This window comes from Ramlibacter pinisoli, assembly GCF_009758015.1.
GTDB lineage: Bacteria > Pseudomonadota > Gammaproteobacteria > Burkholderiales > Burkholderiaceae_C > Ramlibacter > Ramlibacter pinisoli.
In genome coordinates this window covers 899,769-926,336 of the sequence record NZ_WSEL01000003.1, presented here as the reverse complement: position 1 = coordinate 926,336, position 26,568 = coordinate 899,769, and the positions used below count along the sequence as shown (strand labels likewise).

At 72.2% G+C, this 26,568-nt stretch carries 25 protein-coding genes; 15 read left to right on the top strand and 10 right to left on the bottom strand.

The genetic code is table 11. The annotated features are described in order from the left end of the window. The 4 genes from GON04_RS05610 to GON04_RS05595 are packed head-to-tail and all read right to left on the bottom strand — an operon-like array spanning window position 1 to window position 3,188. Complete coding sequence (locus tag GON04_RS05610) at window positions 1–510, bottom strand: dihydrofolate reductase (protein ID WP_157396961.1); 510 nt, start codon at window positions 508–510, stop codon at window positions 1–3. 58 nt (window positions 511–568) lie between these two features. After that, complete coding sequence (locus tag GON04_RS05605; RefSeq protein WP_157396960.1) at window positions 569–1,378, bottom strand: thymidylate synthase; 810 nt, start codon at window positions 1,376–1,378, stop codon at window positions 569–571. 8 nt (window positions 1,379–1,386) lie between these two features. Next, entirely contained in the window at window positions 1,387–2,799 is a 1,413-nt protein-coding gene (locus GON04_RS05600; protein WP_157396959.1) for an FAD-binding oxidoreductase, read from the bottom strand. Further along, complete coding sequence (locus tag GON04_RS05595; RefSeq protein ID WP_157396958.1) at window positions 2,796–3,188, bottom strand: DUF2069 domain-containing protein; 393 nt, start codon at window positions 3,186–3,188, stop codon at window positions 2,796–2,798. The genes GON04_RS05600 and GON04_RS05595 overlap by 4 nt, the downstream gene beginning before the upstream one ends. Window positions 3,189–3,211: 23 nt before the next feature. On the opposite strand from GON04_RS05595, the gene GON04_RS05590 reads away from it, so the two are divergent. Genes GON04_RS05590 through GON04_RS05575 form a run of 4 tightly spaced genes read left to right on the top strand, consistent with a single transcriptional unit; the run spans window position 3,212 to window position 8,757 of the window. After that, a complete protein-coding gene (locus GON04_RS05590) occupies window positions 3,212–4,414 on the top strand; it encodes a YihY family inner membrane protein (RefSeq protein ID WP_157396957.1) in 1,203 nt (400 codons plus the stop codon). Between the two features lie 7 nt (window positions 4,415–4,421). Further along, on the top strand, window positions 4,422–5,870 hold the full coding sequence (locus GON04_RS05585; RefSeq protein WP_157396956.1) for a class I adenylate-forming enzyme family protein: 1,449 nt from the start codon (window positions 4,422–4,424) through the stop codon (window positions 5,868–5,870). Continuing rightward, window positions 5,867–7,327: an AMP-binding protein gene (locus tag GON04_RS05580; protein ID WP_157396955.1), complete on the top strand. Its 1,461-nt coding sequence runs from the start codon at window positions 5,867–5,869 to the stop codon at window positions 7,325–7,327. Before GON04_RS05585 ends, GON04_RS05580 begins: the two co-directional genes overlap by 4 nt. Continuing rightward, window positions 7,318–8,757: a class I adenylate-forming enzyme family protein gene (locus GON04_RS05575; protein WP_157396954.1), complete on the top strand. Its 1,440-nt coding sequence runs from the start codon at window positions 7,318–7,320 to the stop codon at window positions 8,755–8,757. The genes GON04_RS05580 and GON04_RS05575 overlap by 10 nt, the downstream gene beginning before the upstream one ends. Here GON04_RS05575 and GON04_RS05570 read toward each other — a convergent pair. Genes GON04_RS05570 through GON04_RS05560 form a run of 3 tightly spaced genes read right to left on the bottom strand, consistent with a single transcriptional unit; the run spans window position 8,744 to window position 12,125 of the window. Continuing rightward, complete coding sequence (locus tag GON04_RS05570) at window positions 8,744–10,015, bottom strand: cytochrome P450 (RefSeq protein ID WP_232532943.1); 1,272 nt, start codon at window positions 10,013–10,015, stop codon at window positions 8,744–8,746. The two genes, GON04_RS05575 and GON04_RS05570, sit on opposite strands and share 14 nt — an antisense overlap. Then, a complete protein-coding gene (locus tag GON04_RS05565; RefSeq protein ID WP_157396953.1) occupies window positions 10,012–10,821 on the bottom strand; it encodes an alpha/beta fold hydrolase in 810 nt (269 codons plus the stop codon). Before GON04_RS05565 ends, GON04_RS05570 begins: the two co-directional genes overlap by 4 nt. A 2-nt stretch (window positions 10,822–10,823) precedes the next feature. Beyond that, a complete protein-coding gene (locus GON04_RS05560; protein WP_157396952.1) occupies window positions 10,824–12,125 on the bottom strand; it encodes an O-acetylhomoserine aminocarboxypropyltransferase in 1,302 nt (433 codons plus the stop codon). Between the two features lie 92 nt (window positions 12,126–12,217). On the opposite strand from GON04_RS05560, the gene GON04_RS05555 reads away from it, so the two are divergent. Beyond that, entirely contained in the window at window positions 12,218–12,682 is a 465-nt protein-coding gene (locus GON04_RS05555; RefSeq protein ID WP_157396951.1) for a CBS domain-containing protein, read from the top strand. A 4-nt stretch (window positions 12,683–12,686) separates the two neighbouring features. Here GON04_RS05555 and GON04_RS05550 read toward each other — a convergent pair whose 3' ends face one another. Further along, window positions 12,687–13,385: a TetR family transcriptional regulator gene (locus tag GON04_RS05550; protein WP_157396950.1), complete on the bottom strand. Its 699-nt coding sequence runs from the start codon at window positions 13,383–13,385 to the stop codon at window positions 12,687–12,689. A 110-nt stretch (window positions 13,386–13,495) separates the two neighbouring features. On the opposite strand from GON04_RS05550, the gene GON04_RS05545 reads away from it, so the two are divergent. Genes GON04_RS05545 through GON04_RS05520 form a run of 6 tightly spaced genes read left to right on the top strand, consistent with a single transcriptional unit; the run spans window position 13,496 to window position 19,187 of the window. Next, the gene (locus GON04_RS05545) at window positions 13,496–14,467 is read left to right on the top strand and encodes a cupin domain-containing protein (RefSeq protein ID WP_157396949.1); all 972 of its coding nucleotides are present in this window, start codon (window positions 13,496–13,498) and stop codon (window positions 14,465–14,467) included. After that, window positions 14,464–15,444, top strand: a complete 981-nt coding sequence (locus GON04_RS05540; RefSeq protein WP_157396948.1) for a tripartite tricarboxylate transporter substrate-binding protein — start codon at window positions 14,464–14,466, stop codon at window positions 15,442–15,444. The genes GON04_RS05545 and GON04_RS05540 overlap by 4 nt, the downstream gene beginning before the upstream one ends. 5 nt (window positions 15,445–15,449) lie before the next feature. Further along, a complete protein-coding gene (locus tag GON04_RS05535) occupies window positions 15,450–16,472 on the top strand; it encodes a ketopantoate reductase family protein (RefSeq protein ID WP_157396947.1) in 1,023 nt (340 codons plus the stop codon). A 4-nt stretch (window positions 16,473–16,476) separates the two neighbouring features. Continuing rightward, window positions 16,477–17,220, top strand: coding sequence for an alpha/beta hydrolase family protein (locus tag GON04_RS05530; protein ID WP_157396946.1), 744 nt, complete (start codon window positions 16,477–16,479; stop codon window positions 17,218–17,220). Then, complete coding sequence (locus GON04_RS05525; RefSeq protein WP_157396945.1) at window positions 17,217–18,209, top strand: quinone oxidoreductase family protein; 993 nt, start codon at window positions 17,217–17,219, stop codon at window positions 18,207–18,209. The genes GON04_RS05530 and GON04_RS05525 overlap by 4 nt, the downstream gene beginning before the upstream one ends. Window positions 18,210–18,224: 15 nt before the next feature. Continuing rightward, a complete protein-coding gene (locus GON04_RS05520; RefSeq protein ID WP_157396944.1) occupies window positions 18,225–19,187 on the top strand; it encodes a Bug family tripartite tricarboxylate transporter substrate binding protein in 963 nt (320 codons plus the stop codon). Between the two features lie 24 nt (window positions 19,188–19,211). On the opposite strand, the gene GON04_RS05515 is transcribed toward GON04_RS05520, so the two are convergent. Continuing rightward, window positions 19,212–20,423: a polyhydroxyalkanoate depolymerase gene (locus GON04_RS05515; RefSeq protein ID WP_157396943.1), complete on the bottom strand. Its 1,212-nt coding sequence runs from the start codon at window positions 20,421–20,423 to the stop codon at window positions 19,212–19,214. A gap of 91 nt (window positions 20,424–20,514) precedes the next feature. Between GON04_RS05515 and GON04_RS05510 the strand changes: the two genes are divergently transcribed. Then, complete coding sequence (locus GON04_RS05510; protein ID WP_157396942.1) at window positions 20,515–21,171, top strand: glutathione S-transferase; 657 nt, start codon at window positions 20,515–20,517, stop codon at window positions 21,169–21,171. A 35-nt stretch (window positions 21,172–21,206) separates the two neighbouring features. Here GON04_RS05510 and GON04_RS05505 read toward each other — a convergent pair whose 3' ends face one another. Continuing rightward, complete coding sequence (locus GON04_RS05505) at window positions 21,207–21,629, bottom strand: cupin domain-containing protein (RefSeq protein ID WP_157396941.1); 423 nt, start codon at window positions 21,627–21,629, stop codon at window positions 21,207–21,209. Between the two features lie 318 nt (window positions 21,630–21,947). On the opposite strand from GON04_RS05505, the gene aroC reads away from it, so the two are divergent. The 3 genes from aroC (at window position 21,948) to GON04_RS05490 (ending at window position 26,511) form a co-directional block, all read left to right on the top strand. Further along, complete coding sequence (gene aroC / locus GON04_RS05500; RefSeq protein WP_157396940.1) at window positions 21,948–23,045, top strand: chorismate synthase; 1,098 nt, start codon at window positions 21,948–21,950, stop codon at window positions 23,043–23,045. 5 nt (window positions 23,046–23,050) lie between these two features. Then, on the top strand, window positions 23,051–24,259 hold the full coding sequence (locus GON04_RS05495) for an MFS transporter (RefSeq protein WP_157396939.1): 1,209 nt from the start codon (window positions 23,051–23,053) through the stop codon (window positions 24,257–24,259). Between the two features lie 152 nt (window positions 24,260–24,411). Then, window positions 24,412–26,511 (top strand): hybrid sensor histidine kinase/response regulator, encoded by a 2,100-nt coding sequence (locus GON04_RS05490; RefSeq protein ID WP_157396938.1) that lies wholly within the window; start codon window positions 24,412–24,414, stop codon window positions 26,509–26,511. Window positions 26,512–26,568: the final 57 nt, after the last annotated feature.

Here is a 26,568-nt window from a genome sequence, read left to right as displayed (position 1 = left end):
TCAGTGCCCTCCGTGGGTGGCGTGGTGGTAGGTGACGAAACTGTAGGCCAGCCCCGAGGCCGCGACGTGACGGGCGCGGGACACTTCCCGCCAGCCCGGCCCCAGCGTCGGCGCCCGGGCATCGCCGTCGAACGCCTGGTCGATCTCGGTGACTTCCGCCACCTGGGCCAGCGGCTCCGCCTGCGCATACAGCTCGGCGCCGCCGATGACCCAGGCGCGCGGCACATCGTGGCACAGAGCGACCGCCTGCTCGAGCGAAGCGGCCCGTTCGGCCCCGCCGGCGGTCCAATCCGCCTGCCGCGTCACGACGATGTTGCGCCGGCCCGGCAACGGCCGGAACTTCGGCGGCAGCGAATCCCAGGTCTTGCGGCCCATGATCACCGGCGCGCCCAGGGTCACGGCCTTGAAGTGGGCCAGGTCCTCGGGCAGGTGCCAAGGCAGGCCGCCGTCGCGGCCGATCACGCCGTTGGCGGCGCGGGCGTAGATCAGGCCGAGCGTCGCGGTGGTCATCGCATCCCCTGCGCGCGGCGCGCTGCGGTGCCCTGGGCCTTGGCGGCGGCCGGGCTGTTCATACCGCCACGGGCGCCTTGATGGCGCCGTGGCACTGGTACTCCTGCACCTCGAAGTCCTCGAAGCGGTAGTCGAAGATGGAGGCCGGCTTGCGGTGGATCTTGAGCACCGGGTAGGGGAAGGGCTGGCGCGACAGCTGCAGCTGCACCTGCTCGTCGTGGTTGCTGTAGATGTGGCAGTCGCCGCCGGTCCAGATGAAGTCGCCCACGCCCAGGTCGCACTGCTGCGCCATCATGTGGGTGAGCAGGGCGTAGCTGGCGATGTTGAACGGCACGCCCAGGAAGATGTCGGCGCTGCGCTGGTACAGCTGGCACGACAGCTTGCCGTCCGCCACGTAGAACTGGAAGAACGCGTGGCAGGGCGCCAGCGCCATCTTCGGCAGGTCGGCCACGTTCCAGGCGCTGACGATGATGCGGCGCGAATCCGGGTTGGTGCGGATGGTCTTCACCGCCTCGGCGATCTGGTCGATCTGGCCGCCATCCGGCGTGGGCCAGCTGCGCCACTGCACGCCGTACACCGGGCCCAGGTCGCCGTCCTCGCGCGCCCACTCGTCCCAGATCGTGACGCCGCGCTCGCGCAGCCGGTTGTTGTCGCTCGAGCCCTCCAGGAACCACAGCAGCTCGTGGATGATGGACTTCAGGTGGACCTTCTTGGTCGTCACCAGCGGGAAGCCCTCGGCCAGGTCGAACCGCATCTGGTGGCCGAACACGCTGCGCGTGCCGGTGCCGGTTCGATCCTGCTTGGGCGTGCCATGCTCGTGGACATGGCGCATGAAGTCTTCGTACTGGGAGCGGACGGGGCGCGTCATGGCGGCAATTATCCGTGCACCACGCGACCCGGATTGAGGATGCCCTGCGGGTCCAGGGCCTGCTTGACGCTGCGCATCAGGGCCAGGGCCACCGGCGACTTGTAGTGCGGCAGCTTGTCGACCTTGAGCTCGCCGATGCCGTGCTCGGCCGAGATCGAGCCGTTGTAGCGGTGCACCTGGTCGTACACCAGCGTGTTCACCCGGTCCTCGTACTGGCGCAGGAAGGCGGCGTGGTCGCCGCCCTCGGGCGCCTGCACGTTGTAGTGCAGGTTGCCGTCGCCCAGGTGGCCGAAATTCACCAGCCGCACGCCCGGGATCTCGCGCTGCAGGAGGGCGTCGGTTTCCTCGCAGAACGCCGGGATGCGCGAGATCGGCACCGAGATGTCGTGCTTGACGTTCAGGCCTTCGTCGGCCTGCGCCAGCGGAATGCTCTCGCGGATGTGCCAGAGCTGGTGTGCCTGCGCCAGGTTCTCGGCCACCACGGCGTCGGTGCACAGGCCGGCCTCGAAGGCGTCGGCGAGCAGGGCCTCGAAGCGCTCGCGGGCATGGGCTTCCGACTCGCTGTCCGAGTTCTCCAGCAGCACCCCGTAGGGGCTGTCCTGCACGAAGGGCACGCGCAGCTGCGGGTGGTGCTTGTCCACCAGCTGCAGCGCGAAGCGGCCCATCAGCTCGAAACCCGTGAGCCCCGCGGCCAGCCGCTGCTGCGCGAGCGCCAGCAGTTCGACCGCCTTCGCCACGGACGGCACGGCCGCCCAGGCGGTGAGCGTCGCGGCCGGCTTGGGATACAGCTTCAGCGTGGCGGCCGTGATGACGCCCAGCGTGCCCTCGCTGCCGATGAACAGCTGGCGCAGGTCGTAGCCGGTGTTGTCCTTGCGCAGGCCGGTGAGGCCGTCCCACACCTCGCCCGCGGCCGTGACCACCTCCAGCCCCAGGCACAGTTCGCGCGTGTTGCCGTAGCGCAGAACCTGCGTGCCGCCGGCGTTGGTGGCGAGGTTGCCGCCAATGGTGCAGCTGCCTTCCGCGGCCAGGCTGAGCGGGAACATGAAACCGGCCTGGTCGGCAGCCTCCTGCACCGACTGCAGCACGCAGCCGGCGTCCACGGTCATGGTGAGGTTGTCGCGGTCGACGGCACGCACCGTGGCCATGCGCTGCAGGCTCAGCACCACCTGGCGGCCGCTGGCATCCGGCACGCCGCCCACCACCAGGCCGGTGTTGCCGCCCTGGGGCACGATGGAGACGCCGGCCGCCGCGCAGGCGCGCACGACGCCGGCCACTTCCACCGTGCTGCCCGGCCGCACCACGGCCAGCGCCTTGCCGCGCGCGCGCTTGCGCCAGTCCTGCTCCCAGGCGCTCAGGTCGCCCTCGGTGAGCACGTTGGCGGCGCCCACCAGGGCCCGCAGTCGTTCGATCAGCTCGGTCATCGTTTCTTCCTTCCCCAGCCCAGGCGCTGGCGAACGTGCAGCCCGCAGGCGGCGAACAGGAGCAGGCACAGCAGGATTTCCAGGCCGGCCAGCCCGCGGGCGGCGCCGCGTTCGCTCCACGCGCGCACCACGCCCTCGACGAAATACAGCCACACCAGCAGCGACATCCAGCGGTACGTGTACATGCGGTGCCGCAGCAGCCCCGACAGGGCGATGCACAGGGGCAGCACCTTGAGCGCGGTCCACAGGCCGCTGGGCCTGAGGTCGGTGACCGCCAGGTCCCAGGCGACGTCAAAGGCGATCAGCGCCACCAGGCTGCCGACAGCCAGTGCGCGGATGGCCCGCAGCTCGGGCGAGGCCGCCGTTGCGGCAGGAGAGGTGTCGTGCATGGCCGGTGGCATCATAGCGGCCGATGAACGTGGCCCCGCTGCTCGCCGAGCTCTCGCGCTTTCCCTGGCTCTCGACGGCGCGCACGCTGCGCGAACGGTTCCGGGAGGACCGCCTGGGCCTCACCGCCAGCAGCCTCACGTTCACCACCACCATCGCGCTGGTGCCCCTGGTCACGGTGGCCCTGGCGGTGTTCACCGCGTTCCCGATGTTCAGCAAGCTGCAGGGCTCGCTGCAGCAGTGGCTGGTGCAGAGCCTGGTGCCCGACGCCATCGCGCGCCAGGTGCTGGGCTACCTGACGCAGTTCTCGGGCAAGGCCAGCCGGCTGGGCACGCTGGGTTTCACGGTGCTGTTCTTCTCGGCGCTGGCGCTGGTGCTCACCATCGACCGCACCCTGAACAACATCTGGCGGGTGCGCCGGCCGCGCCCGCTGGCGCAACGGGTGCTGGTGTACTGGGCCGTCATGACGCTGGGGCCGCTGCTGCTGGCCGCCAGCCTGAGTTTCACCTCCTACGCGCTGTACGCGTCGCGCGGGCTGGTATCGGGCATCCCGGGCGCGGTGCAGTTCGTCATCGACGTGATGGAGTTCATCCTGCTGGCCGCCGGCCTGTCCAGCCTGTACCACTACGTGCCCAATGCGCCGGTGCGCCACTCGCATGCCATCGCCGGCGGCCTGTTCGCCGCCTTCGGCATCGAGCTGGCCAAGCGGCTGCTGGCCTGGTACCTGGGGGCGGTGCCCACCCTGTCGGTGGTGTACGGCGCCTTCGCCACCGTGCCCATCCTGCTGGTGTGGATCTATCTCGCCTGGATCGTGGTGCTGCTGGGCGCCGTGGTGGCCGCCTACCTGCCCAGCCTGCTGGGGGCGAGCCGGCGGCTGGCCACCGCGCACGGCTGGCAGTTCCAGCTGGCGTTGGAAGTCCTGCAGCACCTGCACCGGGTGCGCGCCAGCGCGCGCCGCGGCCTGTCGATCGACGAACTGGTCACCGCCCTCGGCGTCGACCCGCTGCAGCTCGAACCGGTGCTCGAGACCCTGGTGCAACTCGACTGGGTCGGGCGGCTGAACGAGGTCGACGACGCCGTCGCCATGCGCTACATCCTGCTGGCCGACGTGCAATCGACCGCGCTCGAGCCGCTGCTGCGCCACCTGCTGCTGCCACGCACCGAGGCCAGCGCGCGCCTGTGGGCCAGCGGCGCCTGGAGCGGGCTGTACCTGAAGGACGTGGTGTGACGCGCGCATGACCCTGCCCGCCGCCACCGCGATCCAGCTCGAGGCGGTCGCGGACCGTGCACCCGGCCGGCTGGCCGTGCACGACGAGGAGGGGCCGCTGTCCTATGGCGAGTTCCGCCACCGCGTCGTGCGTTGCGCGCAGCTCCTGGTCTCGATGGGGTTTCGTGCCGGCGACCGGGTCGCCATCGGCGGTCCGGGGCTGGGGCGGCAACTGGCCGTGTCCATCGCCGTCGAGGGGCTGGGGGGAGTCACCGCTTCGTTCGCTGCCGAAGGCGACGCCGCCGCGCCGGCATTGTTCCGGCAGGTGCACTGGGTGATCGCCGGCCTCCCGCAACAGGTCCCCGCGGGCGTGCGCTTCGTTGCGCTCGACGATGCCTTCGTCCAGGCCTGGCGCCAGCCGCTGGCCGCACCGGCAGTCGCCTGGCCCGCACTGGCGCCCGATACGCCGCAGCGCCTGGCCCGCACCTCGGGCTCCTCGGGCGCGCCCAAGTTCCTGCTGCACGACCGCACTGCCTACGAATGGTGGGTGGCGTCGGCCTACTCCAGCTGCCTGCTGGCCCACGGCGCCGACTCGCGCATGCTGCTGCTGTGCCCGCTGGTGGTCGGCGGCGCCTATGCGCGGGCCAGCGCCTGCCTGCGGGTGGGCGCGGCGGTCCTGGCGGGCTACGAACTCGACCTGGACGCACTGCGCCCGACCGCGCTGTTCGGCCTGCCGGCCCACCTGGAGGGCTTCGTGGCCGCGCTGCCGGCGGGGGTGGTGCTGCCATCGCCCATCGCCGCCTGCGTGGTGGGTGGCGCCGTCCCGCGCTGGCTGCGCGACCGGGCCTCGGCCGCCCTCGGTGTCGCCGTGCACAACCGCTATGGCTGCAACGAGGCCGGGCCGATCTGCGAGGCGATCGACGAGGACGGCGTCGGCGCCGTGATGCCGGGCGTGGAGCTGCGCATCCTGGATGACGCCGGGCACGACCTCCCGCCGGGGGAGGTCGGCACCATCGCGCTGCGCACGCCGGCCGTGGCGGGCGGCTACCTGCAGGATCCCGCGGCCAGCGCCCAGGCGTTCCGCGACGGCTGGTACATCACCGGCGATGCCGGCGCGCAGGTGGCGCCGGGCGTCCTGCGCCTGGTCGGCCGCCGCGACGACGTGCTGGTGGTGCGCGGCGTCAAGGTCGCCTGCAGCCTGCTGGAGGAGCGGCTGGCGGGGTTGGCGTCGCTGGCCGCCGCGGCGGTGCTGAGCGTGCAGCTGGATGGCGGCCGCACCACGCTGGGCGTCGCCGTGGTGCTGGCGCCCGGCCGCACGCTCGCGCAGGCCCGGGCCGAGATCGCGCCGGCGCTGGCCGACGTGGCCGGGTTGGGCATCCGCCTCCTGGCGCTGGACGCCTTGCCACGCCTGACCGCCGGCAAGCTCGATCGCGCCGCGCTCTTGCGCCGGTTCGTCGAACGGGCCGGCGCGGCATGACGGCACACCAGTGCACCGCGGCCCAGGTCGGTGCGGTCGCCGCCGCCGAGCCGCAACGCCTGGCCATCCATGACGAGCACGGGCCGGTCAGCTACGGCACCTTCCACCACCGGGTGCTGCGCTGCGCGCAGCGTCTGGCGGCGCTGGGCGTCCGTCCGGGCGACCGGGTGGCGGTCGGCGGCCCGGGCATCGCGCGGCAGCTGGTGGCCTTGCTGGCCGCCGAAGGCCTGGGCGCCGTCACGGCGTCGTTCGGCGCCAGCGGCGATGCCGGCGCGGCCACCGTGTTCCGGCACGTGCAGTGGGTGCTGGCCGGCGAGCGGCAGGAGGTGCCGGCCGGCGTGCGGCTCGTGCCGGTCGATGCGGCCTTCCTGCAGGCGCTGGACCAGCCGCTGGAGGGTCCGCCGCCGCCCTGGGTGGAGACGCCGCCCGAGGCACCGCAGCGCATGGGCCGCACGTCGGGATCGACCGGCGAGCCCAAGATCCTGCAGCACACCCGGGCGGGGCAGGAGTGGTGGATCGACCTGGTGCTCGGCGAAGGCGCTGGCGTGCGGGGCCGCGGCACCCGCCTGCTGTTGCTGGCGCCGCTGGTGGTGGGCGGCGCCTTCCCGCGCGCGGCCGCCTGCCTGCGGGCCGGTGCCGCCATCGTCGGCGGCAGCCATCTCGACCTGGCGGTGCTGCGGCCGACCGCCCTGTATGGCCTGCCGGCCCACCTCGACGCGCTGCTGGCCGCCATGCCGCCGGACACCCGGCTGCCCTGGCGCGTCGAGAGCGAGGTGGTCGGCGGCGTGCTGCCCGCCTGGCTGCGGCAACGCGCCGAAGCCGTGCTGGGCGCGCGGCCGCGCAGCCTGTACGGCTGCGGCGAGGCCGGCCCGGTCTGCGACGACATGGACGAGGACGGCACCGGCACGCTGTGCCCGGGCGCCGACGTCCGCATCCTCGACGACGACGGCCATGCGTTGCCGGCGGGCGCGCAGGGCACGGTCGCCGTGCGCACGCCGGCGCTCGTGGGCGGCTACCTGCAGCGGCCGCAGGAGACCGCGCGCGCCTTCCGCGACGGCTGGTACGTCAGCAACGACGTGGGCCAGCTGGTGGCGCCACGGCGACTGCGGCTGCTCGGGCGGCGCGACGACCTGCTCAGCGTCGGCGGACTGAAGATCGGCGCCGCCGTGCTGGAGGAGCGGCTGGCCCGCCTGCCGTCGCTGGCCGCCGCGGCCGCCTTGTCCGTGCAGCTGGATGGCGGCCGCACCACGCTGGGCATCGCCGTCGTGCTGAGGCCGGGCCGCAGCGTCGCCGAGGCGCAGGCCGAATTGGAGCCGGCGCTGGCCGATGTCGCCGCACTCGGCATCCGGCTGCTCACGGTCGACGCCCTGCCGCGGTTGCCGGGCGGCAAGCTCGATCGCGCCGCCTTGCTGCGCCTGTTCCTGCAGGCCGGGGCGCGGGCATCCCCATGCAGCTGACGGCCTGCACCGCCGACCACCTGCGCAGCCAGGCGCAGCGCAACCCCGGCGCACTGGCGCTGCACGAACGCGGCGTCGACCTGCGCTACGGCGAGCTCGACCTGCTGGTGCGGCGCTGTGCGCGCGAGTTGCGCGCCCTGGGGCTGCGCGCGGGCGAGCGGGTCGCGGTGGGCGGCACCGGGCTGGGCCTGGGGCCGCAACTGGTGGTGCTGCTCGCGGCGGAGAGCCTGGGCTGCGTCACGGCCTCGGTCCTGGGCCCGGATGCCGGCACGGCCGCGGTGCTGGCCCGGGTGCAGCACTGGTTCTCGGACGCCGACTTCCGGGCGCCGGCAGGGGTGACCTTGCACCGGTTCGACCAGGCGTTCGTCCAGCGCTGGCAGGTCGGCCTGCCCGACGAGGGCGGCGGTCCGCTCGACGCTGCCCGGCCGGCCCGGCTGGCGTCGACCTCCGGGTCGAGTGGCGCGGCGCGCTTGCTGGCGCTCTCGCATGCCGTGCTCGACCTGCGCATCCGTACGCTGCTGGAGGTGCCCGGCTGGGATCTCGTCGCCGGCACGCGCCTGCTGGTGCTGGCGCCCCTGGTCGTGAACGCCAGCTACCTGCGCATCTGCGGCTGGCTGCGCCGCGGCGGCGCGGTGCTGGTCGGGAGCGGCGCCGCCATCGGAACGCTTGCGCCCACCCACGTCGCCGGGCTGCCGGCGCAAGTGGCGCGGCTGCTGGACGAGCTGCCGGCTGGTCATGCCGCGCCGCGGCCGGTGGCGGTGAGCACGATCGGCGGTCGCGTGCCGGCGGCGCTGGCAGCCCGGGTGCGCGCCGTGTTCGGCACCGAGGTCGAGAACCGCTACGGCACCAACGAGACCAGCACCGTGTGCGTCGCGATGGACGCGCAGGCGACCGGCCAGCTCGACACGGGCGTGGCGGTGCGCATCCTCGACGACACCGGCCGCGAGGTGGCCGAGGGCCGCGACGGCTTGATCGCCGTGCGCTCGCCCTGCATGGTGACGGGCTACCTGGACGATCCGCAGGCCAGCGCCGCCGCCTTCCGCGATGGCTGGTTCCTCACCGGCGACGTCGGCCGGCTGGTGGCGCCGCGCCTGCTGCAGCTGCTGGGCCGCCACGACGACCTGGTGGTGCTGGGGGGCATCAAGGTGCCGGCCGCGGTGCTGGAAGACGAGTTGCGTCGCCACCCCATCGTGGCCGACTGCGCCGTGGTCGCCTTGCATGGCGACGGCCAGGCGACCCTGGCCGTGGCGGTGGTCCCGCAGCCGCCCACCCTCGGGGCGCGCGAGGTCGCCGGGCGGCTGGCCGGCGCGCTGCCACCAGGACCGGATGCCGGCTGGCGCCTGGTGGTGCTGCCGGCCTTACCCCGCCTTCCGGGCGGCAAGCTCGACCGCCTGCACCTGCTGCGGCAGTTGGCTGCTAGCCGATCGTGAACGGTGCGTGCAGGAAGCCGCGGAAGCGGGCCCGGCCGCCCCGCGTGGGCGGCGCGGCGAGGCGGTAGCCGGGGAAGCGGGCCAGGAAGCGGCCGATCGCCACACGCCCCTCCAGCCGCGCCAGGCTGAGGCCGGCGCACTGGTGGATGCCGAAGCCGAATGCCAGGTGCCGGTTGTCGGCGCGCGCCAGGTCCAGTTCGTCCGGCCGGTCGAACACGGCCGGGTCGCGGTTGGCGGCGCCGATGCACAGGGTCACCAGGGCGCCCTCCTCGAAGCGCGTGCCGCCCACCTCGCAGGCGCGCACGGCGCGCCGGTTGCCCAGCTGGTTGGACGATTCGAAGCGCAGGAACTCGTCGACCGCCGCCGACAGCACCGGCTCGAGCGACACCCCCTGCGGGTCGCGGTCGATGGCGGCCTGCAGGGCGGCCTTCTGCGCGGGCCACTCCTGCAGGGCGACCAGGGCATTGCCGATCAGGTTGGTGGTGGTCTCGTGGCCGGCGTTGAGGATGAAGATGCAGTTTTGCAGCAGCTCGTGTTCGGACAGCTGCTCGCCGCCGTCGCCCTGGATCAGCCGCGTCAGGACGTCGTGCTCGGGGTCGCCCGGCTGGCGCCGGCGCTGCGCGACCAGGCCGCGCAGGTAGTCGAGCATCTCGACCACGGCGCGGTTGCCCGCTTCTTCCTGTGCGGGCGTGAGCCGGGGCTCGAGCGCGCCCAGGATGGCCAGCGACCAGTCGCGCAGCGGTCCGCGCTCGGTGTGCGGCACGCCCAGCAGGTTGCCGATGATCTCCACCGGGATGGCTGCGGCGAAATCCTCCACCAGGTCGCCGCCATCGCGCGCCGCGATGCGGTCGAGCAGGCTGTCGACCAACACGACCAGGCCCGGCTCCATGCCGGCGATGGCACGGCGGGTGAGGGCGCCCATCATCAGGCGCCGCACGCGCGTGTGCAGCGGCGGGTCGTTGAACACCAGGCTGGTGGTGTGGTGCGCCAGCAGGGGCGAGCCTTCGCCGTACTTGGGCGTGAACTCCACCTGCTTGTCGGAGCTGAACGCCTGCGCGTCGCGGTACACCGCCACCAGGTCGGCATGGCGAGTCAGCAGCCAGGAGCCGTCGGGCATGCGCCGCACCGGCTCGTGCGCGCGCAGCGCGGCGTACACCGGATAGGGATTGGCGTAGAAGTCCGGCGGCAGCGCGCGCAGGTCGAAGCCGGCGGCGATCTCCTGCGCGCGCGCCGGGTCCATCGGCGGGGTGACGATCATGGTCCCAGGAAGGCCTTCAGCGCCGCCAACGTCTCCTCCGGCGCTTCGGCCATCTCGTGGTGGCCCACCGGAACCGTGACGACCTCGACCGGCTTGCCGGCGGCACGCGCGGCATCGACCAGCGGCTGTGCCATCCGCGGCATCGTCATCTGGTCGACCGCGCCCAGCACGAACAGGATGGGCGCGCGCACGGCGGCGATGGCGTGCAGGCCGTTGGCGTAGCGGTCGCAGGCCTGGAAGCCGCGGTGGAAGACGTTCACCGCCGGATTGCTGCGCAGCACCCGGCGTCCCAGCGCCATGCTCGATCCGTAGACCCAGACGCCTGCCCCGCCGGGGGGCGCCAGGGTGGAGCGCGAGAACACGCTGACCATGCGCAGCGCCTTCTCCGGCGTCTCGAGCGAGGCCTCGAGCAGCGCCGGCGACACCTTCATCGGGAACGCGGTGCCCACCAGGACCAGGTGGCTCACGCGCTCACCCAGCCGGGCGGCCGCCTCCAGCGCGATCAGCGAGCCCCAGCTGTGGCCCACCAGGGCGGCGCGCTGCACGCCGGCGGCGTCGAGCAGCGCGGCGATGAAGCCGGCCGCCTCCTCGACGCTGGCCGGCGCGTCGCCGCCGCTGCGGCAGTGGCCCGGCAGGTCGACCGCCAGCACGTTCCAGCCGTGGTTGGCCAGGTAGCGCGTCTGCAGGGTCCAGACGCTGTGGTCGTTCAGCACGCCGTGCACGAACACGGCCGTGGGCTTGGCGGCGTCGAAGGGCTTGCCGCCGGTGTAGCAGTAGGCCGGGTGGCCGTTGACGGTGAGCTCCATCGTCAGGCTCCCGCCTTCTCGGCCGCCTTGAGCGCCCGCTTCAGGTCGTCGACCAGGTCGTCGGGATCCTCCAGCCCGATCGACAGCCGGATCGTGCCCTGCGTGATGCCCGCGCCCGCCAGTGCCTCGTCGCTCATGCGGAAGTGCGTGGTGCTGGCCGGGTGGATGACCAGCGAGCGGCAGTCGCCGACGTTGGCCAGGTGGCTGAACAGGCGAAGGGCGTCGATGAAGGCGCGGCCCTGCGCGCGCGTGCCGCGGATGTCGAAGCTGAACACCGAGCCCGCGCCGCGCGGCAGCAGCTTGCGGGCCAGCGCGTGGCTGGGGTGGGATTCGAGCAGCGGATGGCCGACGCGCGACACGAAGGGGTGCTCGGCCAGGAACCGCACCACCGTCTCGGTGTTGCGCACGTGGCGCTCCATGCGCAGCGGCAGCGTCTCGATGCCCTGCAGGATGAGCCAGGCCGTGTGCGGGCTCATGCAGGCGCCGAAGTCGCGCAGGCCCTCGCGGCGGGCGCGCAGCAGAAAGGCGCCCACCGTGGACTCCTCGCTGAACACCATGTTGTGGAAGCCTTCGTAGGGCTGCGTGAGTTCGGCGAAGCGGCCCGAGCGTTCCCAGTCGAAGCTGCCGCCGTCGACCACCACGCCGCCGATGACGGTGCCATGGCCGGACAGGAACTTGGTGGCCGAGTGGTAGACCAGGTCGGCCCCGTGCTCCAGCGGCTTCATCAGCCAGGGCGAGGTGAGGGTGGAGTCGACCAGGAGCGGCACGCCGGCGTCGTGCGCGATGGACGCCACGGTGGGGATGTCCAGCACATCCAGGCCGGGGTTGCCCACCGTCTCGCCGAACAGCAGCCGGGTGTTGGAGCGGATGGCGGCCTTCCAGCCGTCGATGTCGCCCGGCTGGACGAAAGTGGTCTCGATGCCGAAGCGGCGCAGGGTGTAGTGCAGCAGGTTCTGCGAGCCACCGTAGAGCGCGGTGCTGGCGACGATGTGCGAGCCCGAACCCATCAGCGTGGCGATGGACAGGTGCAGCGCGGCCTGGCCGCTGGCCGTGGCGATGGCGCCGATGCCGCCTTCCAGCGCCGCCACCCGCTGCTCGAGCACGGCATTGGTCGGGTTGCTGATGCGAGAGTAGACGTGGCCCGGCCGTTCCAGGTTGAAGAGCGAGGCCGCGTGGTCGCTGGACTCGAAGACGAACGAGGTGGTCAGGTGGATGGGGACGGCGCGGGCGCCGGTCGCGGGGTCCGGCGCGGCGCCGGCGTGCAGGGCCAGCGTGTCGAAGCCGGGATCGGAATGGCCGGGCATGGGGGTCTCCTTGCAGTCCCGTTGTGCTCTGTGCGCGGGATTGTGGGCTATATTCATCCGCAGCGGCCGCGGGCTGCGAACGAGGAGACAGCATGAAGGTCAGCGACATCCTGCGCGTCAAAGGCAACACGCTCTACACGGTCACGCCGGATGAGCCCCTCGCCCGCGCGATCGAGGTGATGGCCGACAAGGACATCGGCTCCCTGGTGGTCATGGAACACGGTGAACTGGTGGGCATGCTCACCTTCCGTGAAGTGATCCAGTGCATCGTGAAGAACGCCGGCGTCGTGGGCGAGAGGCTGGTGCGCAGCGCGATGGACGACCACCCGCTGACCTGCACCTCCGAGACCGAGCTCGACGAGGTGCGCCGCATGATGCTGGAGCGCCATGCGCGCTACATGCCGGTGATGGACAAGCGGATGCTGATGGGCGTGATCAGCTTCTACGACGTCGCCAAGGCGGTGGTCGACAGCCAGAACTTCGAGAACCGCATGCTCAAGGCCTACATCCGCGACTGGCCCAGCGGCGACGACGCGCAGCCGTCCGCGACGCTCTGACGCCTCAGCCGGCTGCCGGCGGCGCCCGCAGCGCCGCCGCCAGGAACGGCACCAGGTACTTGCCGGCCTCGTGCACCGAGGTCCTCGGCGGCTCCTCCCCCAGCTTCCTCGCCAGTGAATCCACGCGCCCGGTTTCCGAGCGCGTGTAGACCATGGCGCCGTACAGGAAGATCAGCCGCATCAGGTATTCCTCGGTCGACAGGTGGGCGCAGGCCTGGCGCAGGGTGCGCGCGAACTTCACGGCTGCCTCGTCGTAGACCGAGGCGATCACGCTGCGCACCTCCGGCGTCGGGTCGGTGGCCAGCCGGCCGGACAGGCGCAGGAAGTGCACCACGTCCTCGCGATCGGTCTTCGATGCCGCGAGGGTGGGGGCGATGAAGGCGTGCAGCAGGTCCTCCAGCGGGGGTTCGCCCTGCGGATGGCGCTCGTCGAGCTCGCGCAGCAGGCGCATCCGTTCGGCGTTGATGCCCGACGCCCAGCGCTCGAAGATGGCCTGCAGCAGCTGGGCCTTGCTGCCGAAGTGGTAGTTCATCAGCGCCAGGTTCACGCCCGCTTCCAGGCAGATGCGGCGCAGCGACACCCCGTTGTAGCCGCTCTCGGCCATCAGGCGCAGCGCCGCGCGCAGGATGCCCTCGCTGGTGGCCGCGCCGCGCGCCTGCCGCCGCTCCTCGGCGCCGGCGCCCTTGCGCACCGCCGCCGTCACCACCCGCTCCCGCGCCGCATGTCCCTGCTCATCGTTTGTCCCGGTTTGACCCGCAGGCCGGATTTTCCTACAGTCTCGCCTTTATTAATTAGACGCTTATTTAAATTCCGATGAGCTCAGCCGCCACCGCTCCGACCTCGACCGGGCCCCTGCTGGCCCGCTTCAAGGACCTCGTTTCCTACCAGTCGCAGCATGCCGACAACGGCATCCCGCGCGAAGTCATGGAGTACCTGGCCGCCAACAAGGTGTTCCCGGTCGTCTGCCCGCCGGGGCTGGTGGGCCGCAACGCGCTGGCGCCGCTGCTCGGCTGGCCGGGCCTGTGCATCACCATCGCCCAGTGCACGCCGCGCCAAGGCCCGGTGGCGCACAACCACACCGGCACGCTGGAAACCTTCTTCTGCCTCGACGGGCGCTTCGACGTCGAATGGGGCAACCGGCTGGAGCACAAGGTGACGCTGGAACCGGGCGACCTGTGCTCGGTGCCGCCCGGCGTCTACCGCACGTTCCGCAACCTCACCGATGGCGAGGCGCGCCTGCTGGTGCTGATCCAGGGCGACGAGAAGATGAGCGACAAGATCGAGATGCCGCGCCGCATCGGCGAGGAAGTGCGCCAGAAGCACGGCGACCGCGTGATGGAACTGCTGGCCGGCATCAACATGCGTTTCCAGGGCGGCGAGGCCAAGGACATCACGCCCGAGCAGATGCAGTCGCGCATCGGCCGGGCGGCGCACCTCGAGCCGCGCGCCGGCGCCCAGGAAACCGTGTTCCCCCTCATGGCCCCGCAGGCGGGCGGCGCGCCGGTGCAGGCCTGGCCCGGCCTGAGCGTCGCGCTGCTGCAGCCGAGCGCCGGCGAAGCCTCGACCGCCACCGTCGACGGCGAGCACGCGCAGTGGGTCATCAACATCGGCGACACCGCCTGCGAGGTGGTGGTCGACGGCCGCACCACGGTGCTCGGCCGCTACGACCTCGTGCGCGTCGAGCCCGGCACCACCCGCACGGTGCGCGGCAGCACCGGCCAGGCCTGCCGCATCCTGCTGGCCACCCAGGGCCGCGACACCATCAGCGCGCAGGCGATCCAGTGAGCGGCCACCCGCGCAAGCTCGGGCGCCGCTCGTTCGCCCTCCTGCTGGCGGCGCTGCCGTTCGCGGCCGCGTCGCAGGACTACCCCACCAAGCCGGTCCGGCTGGTGGTGCCGTACTCGGCCGGGGCCATCACCGACCTCGGCGCGCGCCTGGTGGCCGAGCGCATGTCGCAGATCCTCGGCCAGCAGGTGGTGGTGGACAACCGCGCCGGCGCCGGCACCCGCATCGGCATGCAGCTGGTGGCCAGCGCACCGGCCGACGGCTACACGCTGCTGTTCGCCAACTCGGTGACGCACGGCACCATGCCGGCGATGTCGAAGTCGCTCGCCGTCGACCCGCTGAAGGACTTCGTGCCGGTGGCGCGGGTGTTCACCTACAACTCCATCCTGGTCTGCCATCCGTCCACGCCGGCCACCACCGTGCGCGAGCTGGTCGACTACGCGACGAAGAACCCCGGCAAGCTGACCAACGCCACGGCCGGCCCGGGCACCGGCCATGACCTGATGGGCGGGCTGTTCAACTCGCTCACCGGCGCCAACATGCTGCACGTGCACTACCGCGGCGCGGCGCCCGCGCTGCAGGACGTACTGGCCGGCACGGCCAACTGCATCTACGGCGGCGGCGACGTCAAGCAGTACGTGCAGTCCGGCAAGCTCAAGGCCTTCGCCTCCGGCGGCAGCCAGCGCGATCCCGATTTCCCCAACGTGCCGACGATGGAGGAGGCCGGCGTCAAGGGCTTCAGCATCACCTGGTGGCAGGGCCTGGCGGCGCCGGCCGGCACGCCACCCGCGGTGGTGGCCAGGCTGGCGGCGGCCGCCAACGAAGCGCTGAAATCGCCCGACCTGCTGGCCAAGGCCCGCACCCTCAGCCTCATCCCCGCCGGCAGCACGCCCCAGCAGCTGGGGCAGGTGATGCGCGACGACATGGCCCTGTACGCGAAGATCGTGAAGGACGCCAGGATCGAGCAGCAGGACTGAGCGGCATGCGCATCCTGATCTACGGCGCCGGCGCCATCGGCGGCTACCTGGGCGCGCTGCTCGCGCAGCGCGGCGAGGACGTCACCCTGCTGGCGCGCGGCGCCACCCGCGCGGCGCTCGCCCGCGACGGCCTGCAGGTGACCTGGCACGACGGTCGCAAGCTGTACGTCCATGTGCCCACCTGCGAGCCGGGCCAGCTGCCCGGCCGATTCGACCTGGTCATCGTCACGCTCAAGTCCATGCAGCTGCCCGAGGCGGCTCGCGCCATCGCGGCCGCCGTCACGCCCGACGGGGCCCTGCTGATGGTGCAGAACGGGCTGCCCTGGTGGTACTTCGACCGCGTGCCCTCGCCCTGGGCCGGCACGCAGTTGCGCTCGCTCGACCCCGATGGAGCGCTGGCGGCGACGCTGGACCTGGACCGCGTGGTCGGCGCCGTCATCTACAAGCCGGTCATGGCCACCGCGCCCGGGCAGCTGTTCATCCCGGCGGCGAAGGGCGAGCGCCTCATCGTCGGCGAGGTGGACGACCGCCCGACGCCGCGCCTGCAACGCATCGCCGACCTCGTGGGCGGTGCCGGGCTGCCGGTGGAGATCGCCCCCGACATCCGCGCCGCCAAGTGGGAGAAGCTGCTGGTCAACCTGGTGTGGAACCCGCTGTGCGCGCTCACGCAGTCGCCTTCCGGCTTCATCGCGGCGGCACCGGGCGGCCCCGCGCTGGCGCGCGCCATGATGGCCGAGGGCCTCGCCGTGACGCGCTCCCTGGGCGTCAGCACCGGTTTCGATCCCGATGCCGAACTGCGCCGCGTCGAGGGCAACTTCACGCAGCAGCCCTCGATGCTGCAGGACGTGCGGGCCGGCCGGCCGCTCGAGTGGCAGGCCATCGTCGGCGCGGTGATCGAGACCGCCGCCCTCACCGGCGTGCCCGTGCCCACCCTCACCACCATCGCGGCGTGCGTCGGCGTGCTGGACCAGCGCATCCGCGCGGACGGCGTCGCCTTCTCGCCCATCCCACGGCCCACATCCAACTGATTCGATGAACTGGAACCATGCAAGCGAGGAGGGCGGGCTGCGCAAGCGCCGCTTCTCCGTCCCGGTGGGAGGCCGCCGGGTGCCCGGCGTGCTGTGGACGTCCGGCGCGCAGGGGCCGCGCCCGCTGGTGCTGGTCGGCCACGGCGGCTCCCAGCACAAGGAAGCCGACGCCGTGCTCGACGTGGTGGGCCCGCTGGTGCGCGGCCGCGGCTTCGCGGTGGCCGCCATCGACGGCCCCGTGCATGGCGAGCGCCGGGCCGACGGCGGCCTCGACGGCGCCAAGGTCATCCAGGACTTCCGCGCGCTGTGGAGCGGCGAGTCGCCCTGCATCGACGCGATGGTGGCCGACTGGCGCGCCGCGCTCGACGAACTGGTCCGGCTGCCCGAGATCGACGCTGGCGCGATCGGCTGGTTCGGGATCTCGATGGGAACGGCCTACGGCATCCCCGTCTGCGCGGCCGACACCCGCATCCGCGCCGCGCTGCTGGGCATGTGGGGCACCAGCCATGCGCACGGCGAGCGCCTGCTCGCGGAGGCGCGCAAGGTGCAGTGCCCGGTGCTGTTCCAGCGCAAGGCCGACGACGAGCGTTTCACCCCGGCCGGCCAGGAGCAGCTGTTCGACGCCATCGCCGGTGCCGACAAGGCCCTGCGCGTCCATCCGGGCCGGCACGTGAATCCCGCCGGCGCGCAGCTCGACGAGGGCCTGTCCTTCCTGGCTCGCCACCTGCAGCCGGGAGCAGCGGCATGAAGGCGATCCAGATCCGCCGCACCGGCGGCCCCGAGGTGCTGGAACTGGTGGACCTGCCGACCCCCGAGCCCGGGCCGGGCGAGGTGGTGGTCCAGGCCGATTCCATCGGCGTCGGCATGCCCGACGTGCTGGTGCGCACCGGCCGCTACCCGTGGATGCCGCCCATGCCGGCCGTCATCGGCATCGAGATGGCCGGGCATGTGTCGGCCGTGGGCGCCGGCGTCGACGACCTGCGCGTGGGCGACGCGGTGTTCGCCTCGGCGCGGGAGCTGCCGTTCCGCGGCAACTGCTACGCCGAGTTCCTGCGCGCGCCGGCGCGGGCGCTGTACCGGCTGCCGGCCGGAGTCGATCTCGAGGCGGCCGCCTGCCTGTCGAACTACCAGGTCGCCTGGCACCTGCTGCACAGCGCCACCAACGGCTACCGCTACGACTCGGTGCTGGTGTGGGCGGCGGCCGGCGGCGTGGGCTCGGCGGTGGTGCAGCTCGCGCGGCTGGCGGGCAAGCAGGTCATCGCCCTGGCCGGCAGCGCGGCCAAGTGCGCCTTCGCGCGCGAGCTGGGCGCGCACCACTGCATCGACTACAAGGCCGAGGACATCGGCACGCGCATCGCCGAGCTGACCGGCGGGCGCGGCGTCGACCTCATCCTCGACCCGGTGGGCGGGAGCGGCTTCCACCGCAACTTCCGCTGGGTCGCGCCGCTGGGCCTGGTGGTGAGCTACGGCGTGCTGGAAGGCCGCCCCGATCCGTCGTTCGCCGCCGTCATGCAGGAGCGCTTCGGCGACTCGCTGGGCTTTCGGTACTTCTCCATGCACGTGTTCGACGAGCAGCCGCAGCGCCGCCGCGCGGCCATGGACGACCTCGTGCCGCTGCTGGCGCAGGGCCAGGTCCGCCCGCGCATCTTCCAGCGCCTGCCGCTGGCGCAGGCGCGGCGCGCGCACGAGTTGTTCGACAGCGGCGCCGTGCTCGGCAAGCTGCTGCTCAAGCCCTGAGACCAAGGAGACACCATGCCAACGATCCACCGCCGTGCCATCCTGGCGCTTGCCGCCGGCGCCTGCCTCGCCGGCTCCGCCGCGTACGCCCAGGAGCCGTTCCCGAACCGGCCCATCAAGCTGGTCGTGCCCTACGCGCCCGGCGCCATCACCGACACGGCCGAGCGCATGTCGGCGGTGCTCGGCCAGCAGGTGGTGGTGGACAACCGCGGTGGCGCCGGCACCCGCATCGGCGTGCAGGCCGTCGCCAGCGCCCCGCCCGACGGCTACACGCTGCTGTACGTCAACTCGATCACGCACGGGTCGATGCCGGCGATGTCGAAGTCGCTGGCGTTCGACCCGGTGAAGGACTTCGCGCCGGTGGCACCGCTGTTCTGGTACGCCAACGTCTTCGTCTGCCATCCCTCGGTGCCCGCCAACACCATCCAGGAGCTGGTGGCCTACGCGCGGCAGAACCCGGGCAAGCTGACCAACGCCACCGCGGGGCCGGGCTCGGGCCACGACTTCGCGGGCTCGCTGTTCAACAGCATGACCGGCGCGAATCTGCTGCACGTGCACTACAAGGGCGGCGGCCCGGCGCTGCAGGACGTGCTGGCCGGCCACGTGAGCTGCATCTACGGCGACGGCAACGCCAAGCCGCTGGTCGACGCCGGCAAGCTCAAGGCACTGGCCGCGGCCGGTCCGGCGCGCGACCCGGTGTTCCCGACCGTGCCGACCATGGACGAGGCCGGCGTGAAGGGCTTCAGCCTGCCGATCAACCACGGCATCGCGGCGCCGGCCGGCACGCCGCCGGCGGTGATCGCCCGCCTGAACGCCGCCGCCAACGAGGCGCTGCAGCAGCCGCAGTTGCAGCAGCGGGCGCGCGAGCTGGGGCTGGTGGTGGCGGGTGGCCCGCCGGAGAAGCTGGCCCAGGTGATCCAGGGCGACCTGGCCAAGTTCGCCAGGATCGCCGCCGACGCCCACATCCCGAAGGAGTAGTGGCGCAGGGCCCCGGCCCTCCCGTCAGTCCAGGCTGGAGTGGATGACCTCGCGCACGCGCGGGTAGATCTGCTGGTTCCACTTGCGGCCGCTGAACACGCCGTAGTGGCCCACGCCGGTCTGGATGTGGTGGGTCTTGCGGTAGGGACGGATGCCGGTGCACAGGTCCTGCGCGGCCACGGTCTGGCCGGGCGCGCAGATGTCGTCGCGCTCGCCCTCCACGGTGAGCAGCGCGGTGCGCCGGATGGCGGCCGGGTCCACCCGACGGCCGCGCCACGCCAGCTCGCCGCGCGCCAGGTCGAAGGTCTGGAACACCTTTTCCACCGTCTCCAGGTAGAACTCGGCCGGCAGGTCGTTGACCGCGAGGTACTCGTCGTAGAACGCGCGGATGACATCGGCCTGTTCGGTCTCGCCGGCCACCAGGTGCTGGTAGAGCGCGCGGAACTGCTGCTTGTGGCGCTCGAGGTTCATGGCCATGAACGCCGTCAGCTGCACGAAGCCGGGGTAGACCCGCCGCATCTGGCCGGCATGGGGCAGCGGCACATGGCTGATGAGCTGGGTGTCGAACCAGCGGATGGGCTTGCTCGTGGCGAGCCGGTTGACCGCCGTCGGGTTGACGCGGCAATCGACCGGACCCGCCATCAGCGTGAGCGAACGGGGCGTGGCCTCGCTGCCGTCCTCGGCCAGCAGGGCGGTGGCGGCCAGCGCCGCCACGCAGGGCTGGCACACCGCCACCACGTGCACGCCGGGGCCGATGCGGCCGATGAACCGCATCATGTAGTCGATGTAGTCGTCGAGCCCGAAGCTGCCGTGCCGCAGGTGCACGTCGCGCGCGTTGTGCCAGTCGGTGATGTAGACGTCGTGGTCCTGCAGCAGCGTGCGCGCGGTCTCGCGCAGCAGGGTCGCGAAGTGGCCCGACAGCGGGGCGGCCAGCAGCACCGGCGGCTGGCCCTGGACCCCCGGCTTGCGAAAGCGCAGCAGGGTGCCGAAGGGCAGCCGCAGCACCGTCTCCTCCTGCACCGGCTGCCACTGGCCGGCGACCTCGACACCATCGATGGCGAAGGGCGGCCGGGCATGCGTCAGCCGCAAGCGGGACAGCACATCCCAGGCGGCGGACAGCTTGCGCAGCAGGCTGCCCTCGTCACGCTCGAGCCAGAGTGCCGACGCGCCCCACTGCGCCAGCAGCCTCAACGGGGAGGTGGCGTCGGCGCTCGCTTGGTAGGCGTGGTAGAGCATGCCGGCGCGCACGCAAGTCGCACGCCAGCTGCGTGCACCGCCTTGGCACAAGCCTTGCAGCCCGACGGCACCACTCCGCAGGAGACACGCCATGGCCAAGGCCGTCCTCACGATCACCAGCCGCAACTACGGCGCCTGGGCCCTGCGCGGCTGGCTCATGGCCAGGCTGGCCGGCCTGGAGTTCACCGAGAAGGTCATCCCGCCCGACGACCCGGCCATGAAGGCCGAGATGCTGCTGCTGGCGCCGTCCATGCTGGTGCCCTCGCTGCAGCACGACGGGGTGAAGGTCTGGGACACGCTGGCCATCGGCGAGTACCTGCACGAGATCCGCCCCAAGGCCGGGCTGCTGCCGGCCGACATCAAGGCACGCGCCCATTGCCGGGCCATCTGCGGCGAGATGCACTCGGGCTTCTCGTCCCTGCGCAGCTCGCTGCCGATGAACATCAAGGCGCATTTCCCGGGGTTCAAGGTGTGGTCGCGGGCGCAGGCCGACATCGACCGCGTGCTGGCCATCTGGCGCGAGTGCCTGGCCGCCTCGGGCGGCCCGTTCCTGTTCGGCAAGGCGCCGTGCATGGCCGACGCGATGTACGCCCCCGTGGTCACCCGCTTCGCGACCTACGACATCCCGCTCGACAAGGCCTGCGCGGCCTACAGCAAGCGCATCCTCGACCTGCCGGCGATGCGCGAATGGATCGCGGCCGCCAAGCGCGAGCCGGACGACATCGACGAACTCGATGCCGAGTTCTGAGGGGGAGGGCGCCCGCCCGGGCCGCGCGACGCGCGCTACCGCCAGGGCGTCGGCGGCGGGATGGCGCAGACCGCGTCGACGTCGACGGTGCCGAAGTCGGCCGGCGAGACGATCTCCAGGTATTCCATGTCGGCCGAGTAGTCGAACAGGTAGTGCCGGATGCCCGGGCGCTGGTGCACGCAGTCGCCGGCCTCCACCAGCGTCTCCTGGTCCTCGTACATGAAGCGGGCCCAGCCCTTGAGCATCAGCACGATCTGGAACTGCGCCTCGTGGCGGTGCCAGCCCGTGCCTTGTTCCGGTGCCTGGTTGGCCCGGACGAGGTGGGCGATGACCTTCCCGTGCGTGGCCTCGGCCACCCCCAGGTCGCGGTACTGGAAGAAGTCGCGCAGCCCGTCGCTGCGCCAGGGTGTATCGCCCGGCTTCACGTGAGAGAAGCGGGTGGCGGTTTTCTCCAGCAAGGACGCTCTCCTTCGGTGCGTGGCGGGCCCCGTCCCTCCAGTCATGCAGGAACCGCGCCGCCCCCCGACAGCCTCCCCCAACCTTCGCCCCAGGTCGTCCAGCGGCGACGGCCGCTCGCACCCTTCTGATTACCTGGCGCGGCCGTGGCCAGTTGAAGCTCCGCCCCCTCTCCCCCTCGGGGGAGAGGGTTGGGGTGAGGGGGTTCCCTGCCTGGGCCTTCCTCCCTCCGGGAGAGGGTTGGGGTGAGGGGGTTCCCTGCTTGGGCAACGGGGTTCCCTGCCTCGGGAACGGGGTTATCCCGGAGGGATAATCCCGTGATGAGCGGCAACACCTTCGGCCTCCTGTTCTCGGTCACCAATTTCGGCGAATCCCACGGGCCGGCGATCGGCTGCGTCGTCGATGGCTGTCCCCCCGGGCTGGAGCTGTCGGAGGCGGACATCCAGCCCGACCTCGACCGGCGCAAGCCCGGCACCAGCCGCCACGTCACCCAGCGCCAGGAAGCCGACCAGGTCGAGATCCTGTCGGGGGTGTACGAAGGCCGCACCACCGGCACGCCCATCTGCCTGCTGATCCGCAACACCGACCAGCGCAGCAAGGACTACAGCGCCATCGCGCAGACGTTCCGGCCCGGCCATGCCGACTACACCTACCTGCAGAAGTACGGCGTGCGCGACCCCCGCGGCGGCGGCCGCTCGTCGGCGCGTCTCACGGCCCCCATGGTGGCGGCCGGCGCGATCGCCAAGAAGTGGCTGGCGGCCCAGTACGGCACGCGGGTGCGCGGCTGCATGCAGCAGGTGGGCGAGATCGCGATCGACTTCGAGTCGTGGGAGCACGTGCCGAACAACCCGTTCTTCGCCCCGATGGCCGACGTGTCCGACCTCGAGAGCTACATGGACAGCCTGCGCAAGGCCGGCGACTCGTGCGGCGCACGCATCCGCATCAGCGCCAGCGGCGTGCCGCCGGGCTGGGGCGAGCCGCTGTTCGACCGCCTCGACGCCGACATCGCCCACGCCATGATGGGCATCAATGCGGTCAAGGGCGTGGAGATCGGCGCCGGCTTCGAGAGCGTCGTGCAGCGCGGCACCGTCCACGGCGATTCGCTGTCGCCGCACGGCTTCCGCACCAACAACGCCGGCGGCGTGCTCGGCGGCATCAGCACCGGCCAGGACCTGGAGGTGTCGATCGCCATCAAGCCCACCAGCTCCATCATCAGCCCGCGCGAGACCATCGACATCCGGGGCGAATCGACCGAGGTCATCACCAAGGGCCGCCACGATCCCTGCGTCGGCCTGCGCGCGACCCCCATCGCCGAGGCCATGCTGGCGCTGGTGCTGATCGACCACGCGCTGCGGCACCGGGCGCAGAACGCCGACGTCCAGCCGCCGCTGCGGCCCATTCCCGCCGCCGTCCGCTGAGTCCCATGCCGCCCGGGGAGGTGCCGGCCCGGCGCCAGCTGGCGCCGTTCGCCGCGCTGTCGGCGACCTACTTCGCCCACATCGGCTTCTTCAATCCCTACCTGCCGCTGTGGCTGCAGCACCTGGGGCTGCCCATCGTGGTCATCAGCCTGCTCACGTCGGTGCAGTCGTTCACCCGCGTGTTCGCGCCCTATGCCTGGGGGGCGCTGTCCGACCACACCGGCGAGCGCGTGCGCCTGCTGCGCTGGTCGGCGGCGGTGGCGCTGGCGTGTTCCTGCGGGTTGTGGCTGCCGGGCAGCCCGTGGTGGGTGGGGCTGGTGCTGCTGCTGATGTTCACCCACACCAGCTCGATGATGTCGCTCACCGAGGCGGCCATGGCCCACCTGGTGGCGGGCGACTGGGGCCGCTACGGCCGGGTGCGGCTGTGCGGCTCGGCCGGCTTCATGGTGACGGTGCTCCTGGCCGGCGCCTGGTTCGAGCGCTTCGGCATGGGGCACTTCCCGGGCTGGACGGCCGTGACGCTGCTGGGCGTGCTGGGCTGCACCCTGTGGCTGCCCGATGCCCGGGAGCAGCCGCACGCTGCGACGGCGCGGGGCGCCGAGCCGGTCGGCCCCGTGCTGCGCCGCCCGGTCGTGCGCTGGTTCCTCGCCGCGCTGTTCTTTCACGTCATGGCGCACTACGCCATCTACGGCTTCTTCTCGCTGTACCTGGATGCACGCGGCTATGGCAAGGCGGTGATCGGCGCCTTGTGGGCCGTGTCGGTGCTGGTGGAGATCGGCTGGTTCTTCCTGCAGGGCCGACTCATGCTGGCGACGTCCATGCCGCGCTGGCTGCTGGCGTGCGGCGTGGCCATGGTGGCGCGGATGGCGATCACGGCGGGCGCGGCCGACTGGCTGGCGGCGCTGGTGCTGGCGCAGGTGCTGCACGCTCTCACCTTCGCCACCCACCACACCGCCTGCATCGCGATGGTGACGCGCCATTTCCCGGGCCGCCTGCGCGGGCGTGGCCAGGGGCTGTTCACGCTCATTGGCTACGGGCTGGGCGGCGTGGTCGGGGTGGTGGCAGGCGGAGCCGTCGTGTCGCGGTTCGGCTTCGCCACCATGTTCTGGATGGCCGCTGCTGTCGCGGCGCTGGGCGCCCTGTGCGCCTGGCGCGCGGATCGGCTCGAACGGGCGGAACAGCAGCCTGACGCACTTGTTACGGCTGCGAACTGATCCCCGTACTGCGAAAAAGATAGCAGCCGAGCTTGACGGTGTGAGAGAGTTGCACTCATTGAAGGGTGGTCGCCGCGGTGATTCCGGGCCAACCGCGGATGGGCTGCGGGCGCCGACGGGATTCGCTGGAATCCCGTACCCTTGCATGAGCCATGTCCCGTCCCCACGACCTCTCCCTCGCAGACCGCGCGCCGGCGATGCCGCCGCTCGATGCGGCGGCTGCCCTGGCCGAGACCCTGCGGCAGAGCGAGGACCGGTTGCCGCTCGGTTATTCCGGCGGCATGGGCATCTGGCAGGTCGACCTGGACACCCGGTTGAGCACCTGGTGGCCGGCGATGGAGCAGCTCCACGGCCTGCCGCCCGGGACGCCGCCGCTGGACGAGCAGCGCTACTTCGAGCTCGTGCATCCCGAGGACCGCGACCGCGTGCGGTCCGAGATCGAGAAGGCCCTGGGGCCGGCCGGCTGGCACCGGGTCGAGTACCGGGTGATCTGGCCGGACGGCAACGTGCGCTGGCTCGAAAGCCGGGGCGTGGTGCGCCGCGCCCCCGACGGCCGCGCGCTCTCGATGGCGGGCGTGTGCCTGGACGTGACGCGACGCAAGCAGGCCGAGAGCGACCTGCGCTTCCTGGCCCAGGCCAGCGCCGAACTGGCCGGCGTGGCCGACCACCAGACCACGCTGGACCGCATCGCCCGGCTGGCGGTGCCGCACTTCGCCGACTGGTGTGCGGTCGACCTGCTGCAGCCTGACGGCTCTCTGCGCCGGGTGGCGGCGGCGCATGCCGACCCGACCAAGTCACCGCTCGCGCACGAGCTGCACCGGCGCTTCCCGCCCGACCCGCACAGCGCCAGCGGCACCTGGGCCGTGCTGCGCAGCGGGCAGGGCACGCTGGTGCCGGAGATCGACGACGCCATGCTGGTGGCCGGGACGGACGATCGCGAGCTGCTGGAGATCCTGCGCGAGCTCGGCCTGCGCTCGTACATCGGCGCGCCCTTGTCCGCGCGCGGCCGCACGATGGGCGTGCTGACCTTCATCACCGCGGAATCGCGGCGGCTCTACGGCCCCGACGACCTGGCGCTGGCCGAGGACCTGGCGCGGCGCGCGGCCGTGGCGATCGACAACGCGCAGCTGCTGGCGGCGATGAAGGAGTCCGACCGGGCCAAGGACGTGTTCCTCGCCACGCTGGCGCACGAGCTGCGCAACCCGCTGGCGCCGATCTGGAACGGCCTGTCCCTGATCCGCCGCGCCGGCGGCGACGCCCAGCGCATCGAGCAGGTGGGCGGCATCATCGAGCGCCAGGTCGGGCAGCTGTCGCGGCTGGTCGACGACCTGCTGGACGTCTCGCGCATCGGCACCGGCAAGATCGAGCTGAAGAAGGAAGCCACCAACCTGGTCCACGTGGTCGGTGCGGCGGTGGAGATCAGCCGGCCCCACATCGAGGCGGCACACCACAAGCTGTCGATCACGTTCCCCAACGAGCCCACCGACCTGGTGGCCGACCCGGCGCGCCTGACGCAGGTGTTCTCCAACCTGTTGAACAACGCCGCCAAGTACACCCGCCGCGGCGGCCGCATCGAGGTCATGGTGGAAGCCGAGGCCGAGGAACTGGTGGTGCGGATCAAGGACAACGGCACCGGCATCGCGCCCGAGATGCTGGGCAAGGTGTTCGGCCTGTTCACCCAGGTCACGCAGCCGAGCGAACGCCGCCAGGGTGGCCTGGGCATCGGCCTGTCGCTGGTGGAGGGCCTGGTGCGCCTGCACGGCGGCCGGGTGCAGGCGTTCAGCCCGGGGCTCGACCAGGGCAGTGAGTTCGTGGTGTACCTGCCGCGCGTGCGCCGCGAGCGGCCCGCCGGCGCCCCGGTGCCCGCGAGCGTCGCGCCGGCGCCCACCGCGCCGCCGGCCCGCCGGGTGCTGGTCGTCGACGACAACGAGGACGCCGCCAGCACGGTGGCCGAACTGCTGCAGATGGGCGGCAACGAGGTCGACGTGGCACACGACGGCGCCGGCGCCGTCGCACGGACCGCGGAGTTCCGCCCGCACGTGGTGCTGCTCGACATCGGCCTGCCCGATTTCGACGGCTACGAGGTGGCGCGCCGCATCCGGCGCCTGCAGGGCGTGCGCCAGCCCGTCCTGATCGCCCTGACCGGCTGGGGCCAGCAGCAGGACAAGGACGCTGCCGCCCGCGCCGGCTTCGACCACCACTGGACCAAGCCGGTCGATCCGGCCCGGCTCGAGGAACTGTCCTCGCGCTGACGGCACCCGTCGTCCGTCTCCGACGCATCCGGACCGCGCCGTTCTACAGCGTGCCGG

What these genes read in the sequence shown, in the direction of transcription:
- GON04_RS05610 (WP_157396961.1), bottom strand. Translation starts at nt 510, where the DNA reads ATGACCACCGCGACGCTCGGCCTGATCTACGCCCGCGCCGCCAACGGC.
- GON04_RS05605 (WP_157396960.1), bottom strand. Translation starts at nt 1,378, where the DNA reads ATGACGCGCCCCGTCCGCTCCCAGTACGAAGACTTCATGCGCCATGTC.
- GON04_RS05600 (WP_157396959.1), bottom strand. Translation starts at nt 2,799, where the DNA reads ATGACCGAGCTGATCGAACGACTGCGGGCCCTGGTGGGCGCCGCCAAC.
- GON04_RS05595 (WP_157396958.1), bottom strand. Translation starts at nt 3,188, where the DNA reads ATGCACGACACCTCTCCTGCCGCAACGGCGGCCTCGCCCGAGCTGCGG.
- GON04_RS05590 (WP_157396957.1), top strand. Translation starts at nt 3,212, where the DNA reads ATGAACGTGGCCCCGCTGCTCGCCGAGCTCTCGCGCTTTCCCTGGCTC.
- GON04_RS05585 (WP_157396956.1), top strand. Translation starts at nt 4,422, where the DNA reads ATGACCCTGCCCGCCGCCACCGCGATCCAGCTCGAGGCGGTCGCGGAC.
- GON04_RS05580 (WP_157396955.1), top strand. Translation starts at nt 5,867, where the DNA reads ATGACGGCACACCAGTGCACCGCGGCCCAGGTCGGTGCGGTCGCCGCC.
- GON04_RS05575 (WP_157396954.1), top strand. Translation starts at nt 7,318, where the DNA reads ATGCAGCTGACGGCCTGCACCGCCGACCACCTGCGCAGCCAGGCGCAG.
- GON04_RS05570 (WP_232532943.1), bottom strand. Translation starts at nt 10,015, where the DNA reads ATGATCGTCACCCCGCCGATGGACCCGGCGCGCGCGCAGGAGATCGCC.
- GON04_RS05565 (WP_157396953.1), bottom strand. Translation starts at nt 10,821, where the DNA reads ATGGAGCTCACCGTCAACGGCCACCCGGCCTACTGCTACACCGGCGGC.
- GON04_RS05560 (WP_157396952.1), bottom strand. Translation starts at nt 12,125, where the DNA reads ATGCCCGGCCATTCCGATCCCGGCTTCGACACGCTGGCCCTGCACGCC.
- GON04_RS05555 (WP_157396951.1), top strand. Translation starts at nt 12,218, where the DNA reads ATGAAGGTCAGCGACATCCTGCGCGTCAAAGGCAACACGCTCTACACG.
- GON04_RS05545 (WP_157396949.1), top strand. Translation starts at nt 13,496, where the DNA reads ATGAGCTCAGCCGCCACCGCTCCGACCTCGACCGGGCCCCTGCTGGCC.
- GON04_RS05535 (WP_157396947.1), top strand. Translation starts at nt 15,450, where the DNA reads ATGCGCATCCTGATCTACGGCGCCGGCGCCATCGGCGGCTACCTGGGC.
- GON04_RS05530 (WP_157396946.1), top strand. Translation starts at nt 16,477, where the DNA reads ATGAACTGGAACCATGCAAGCGAGGAGGGCGGGCTGCGCAAGCGCCGC.
- GON04_RS05525 (WP_157396945.1), top strand. Translation starts at nt 17,217, where the DNA reads ATGAAGGCGATCCAGATCCGCCGCACCGGCGGCCCCGAGGTGCTGGAA.
- GON04_RS05520 (WP_157396944.1), top strand. Translation starts at nt 18,225, where the DNA reads ATGCCAACGATCCACCGCCGTGCCATCCTGGCGCTTGCCGCCGGCGCC.
- GON04_RS05515 (WP_157396943.1), bottom strand. Translation starts at nt 20,423, where the DNA reads ATGCTCTACCACGCCTACCAAGCGAGCGCCGACGCCACCTCCCCGTTG.
- GON04_RS05510 (WP_157396942.1), top strand. Translation starts at nt 20,515, where the DNA reads ATGGCCAAGGCCGTCCTCACGATCACCAGCCGCAACTACGGCGCCTGG.
- aroC (WP_157396940.1), top strand. Translation starts at nt 21,948, where the DNA reads ATGAGCGGCAACACCTTCGGCCTCCTGTTCTCGGTCACCAATTTCGGC.
- GON04_RS05495 (WP_157396939.1), top strand. Translation starts at nt 23,051, where the DNA reads ATGCCGCCCGGGGAGGTGCCGGCCCGGCGCCAGCTGGCGCCGTTCGCC.
- GON04_RS05490 (WP_157396938.1), top strand. Translation starts at nt 24,412, where the DNA reads ATGTCCCGTCCCCACGACCTCTCCCTCGCAGACCGCGCGCCGGCGATG.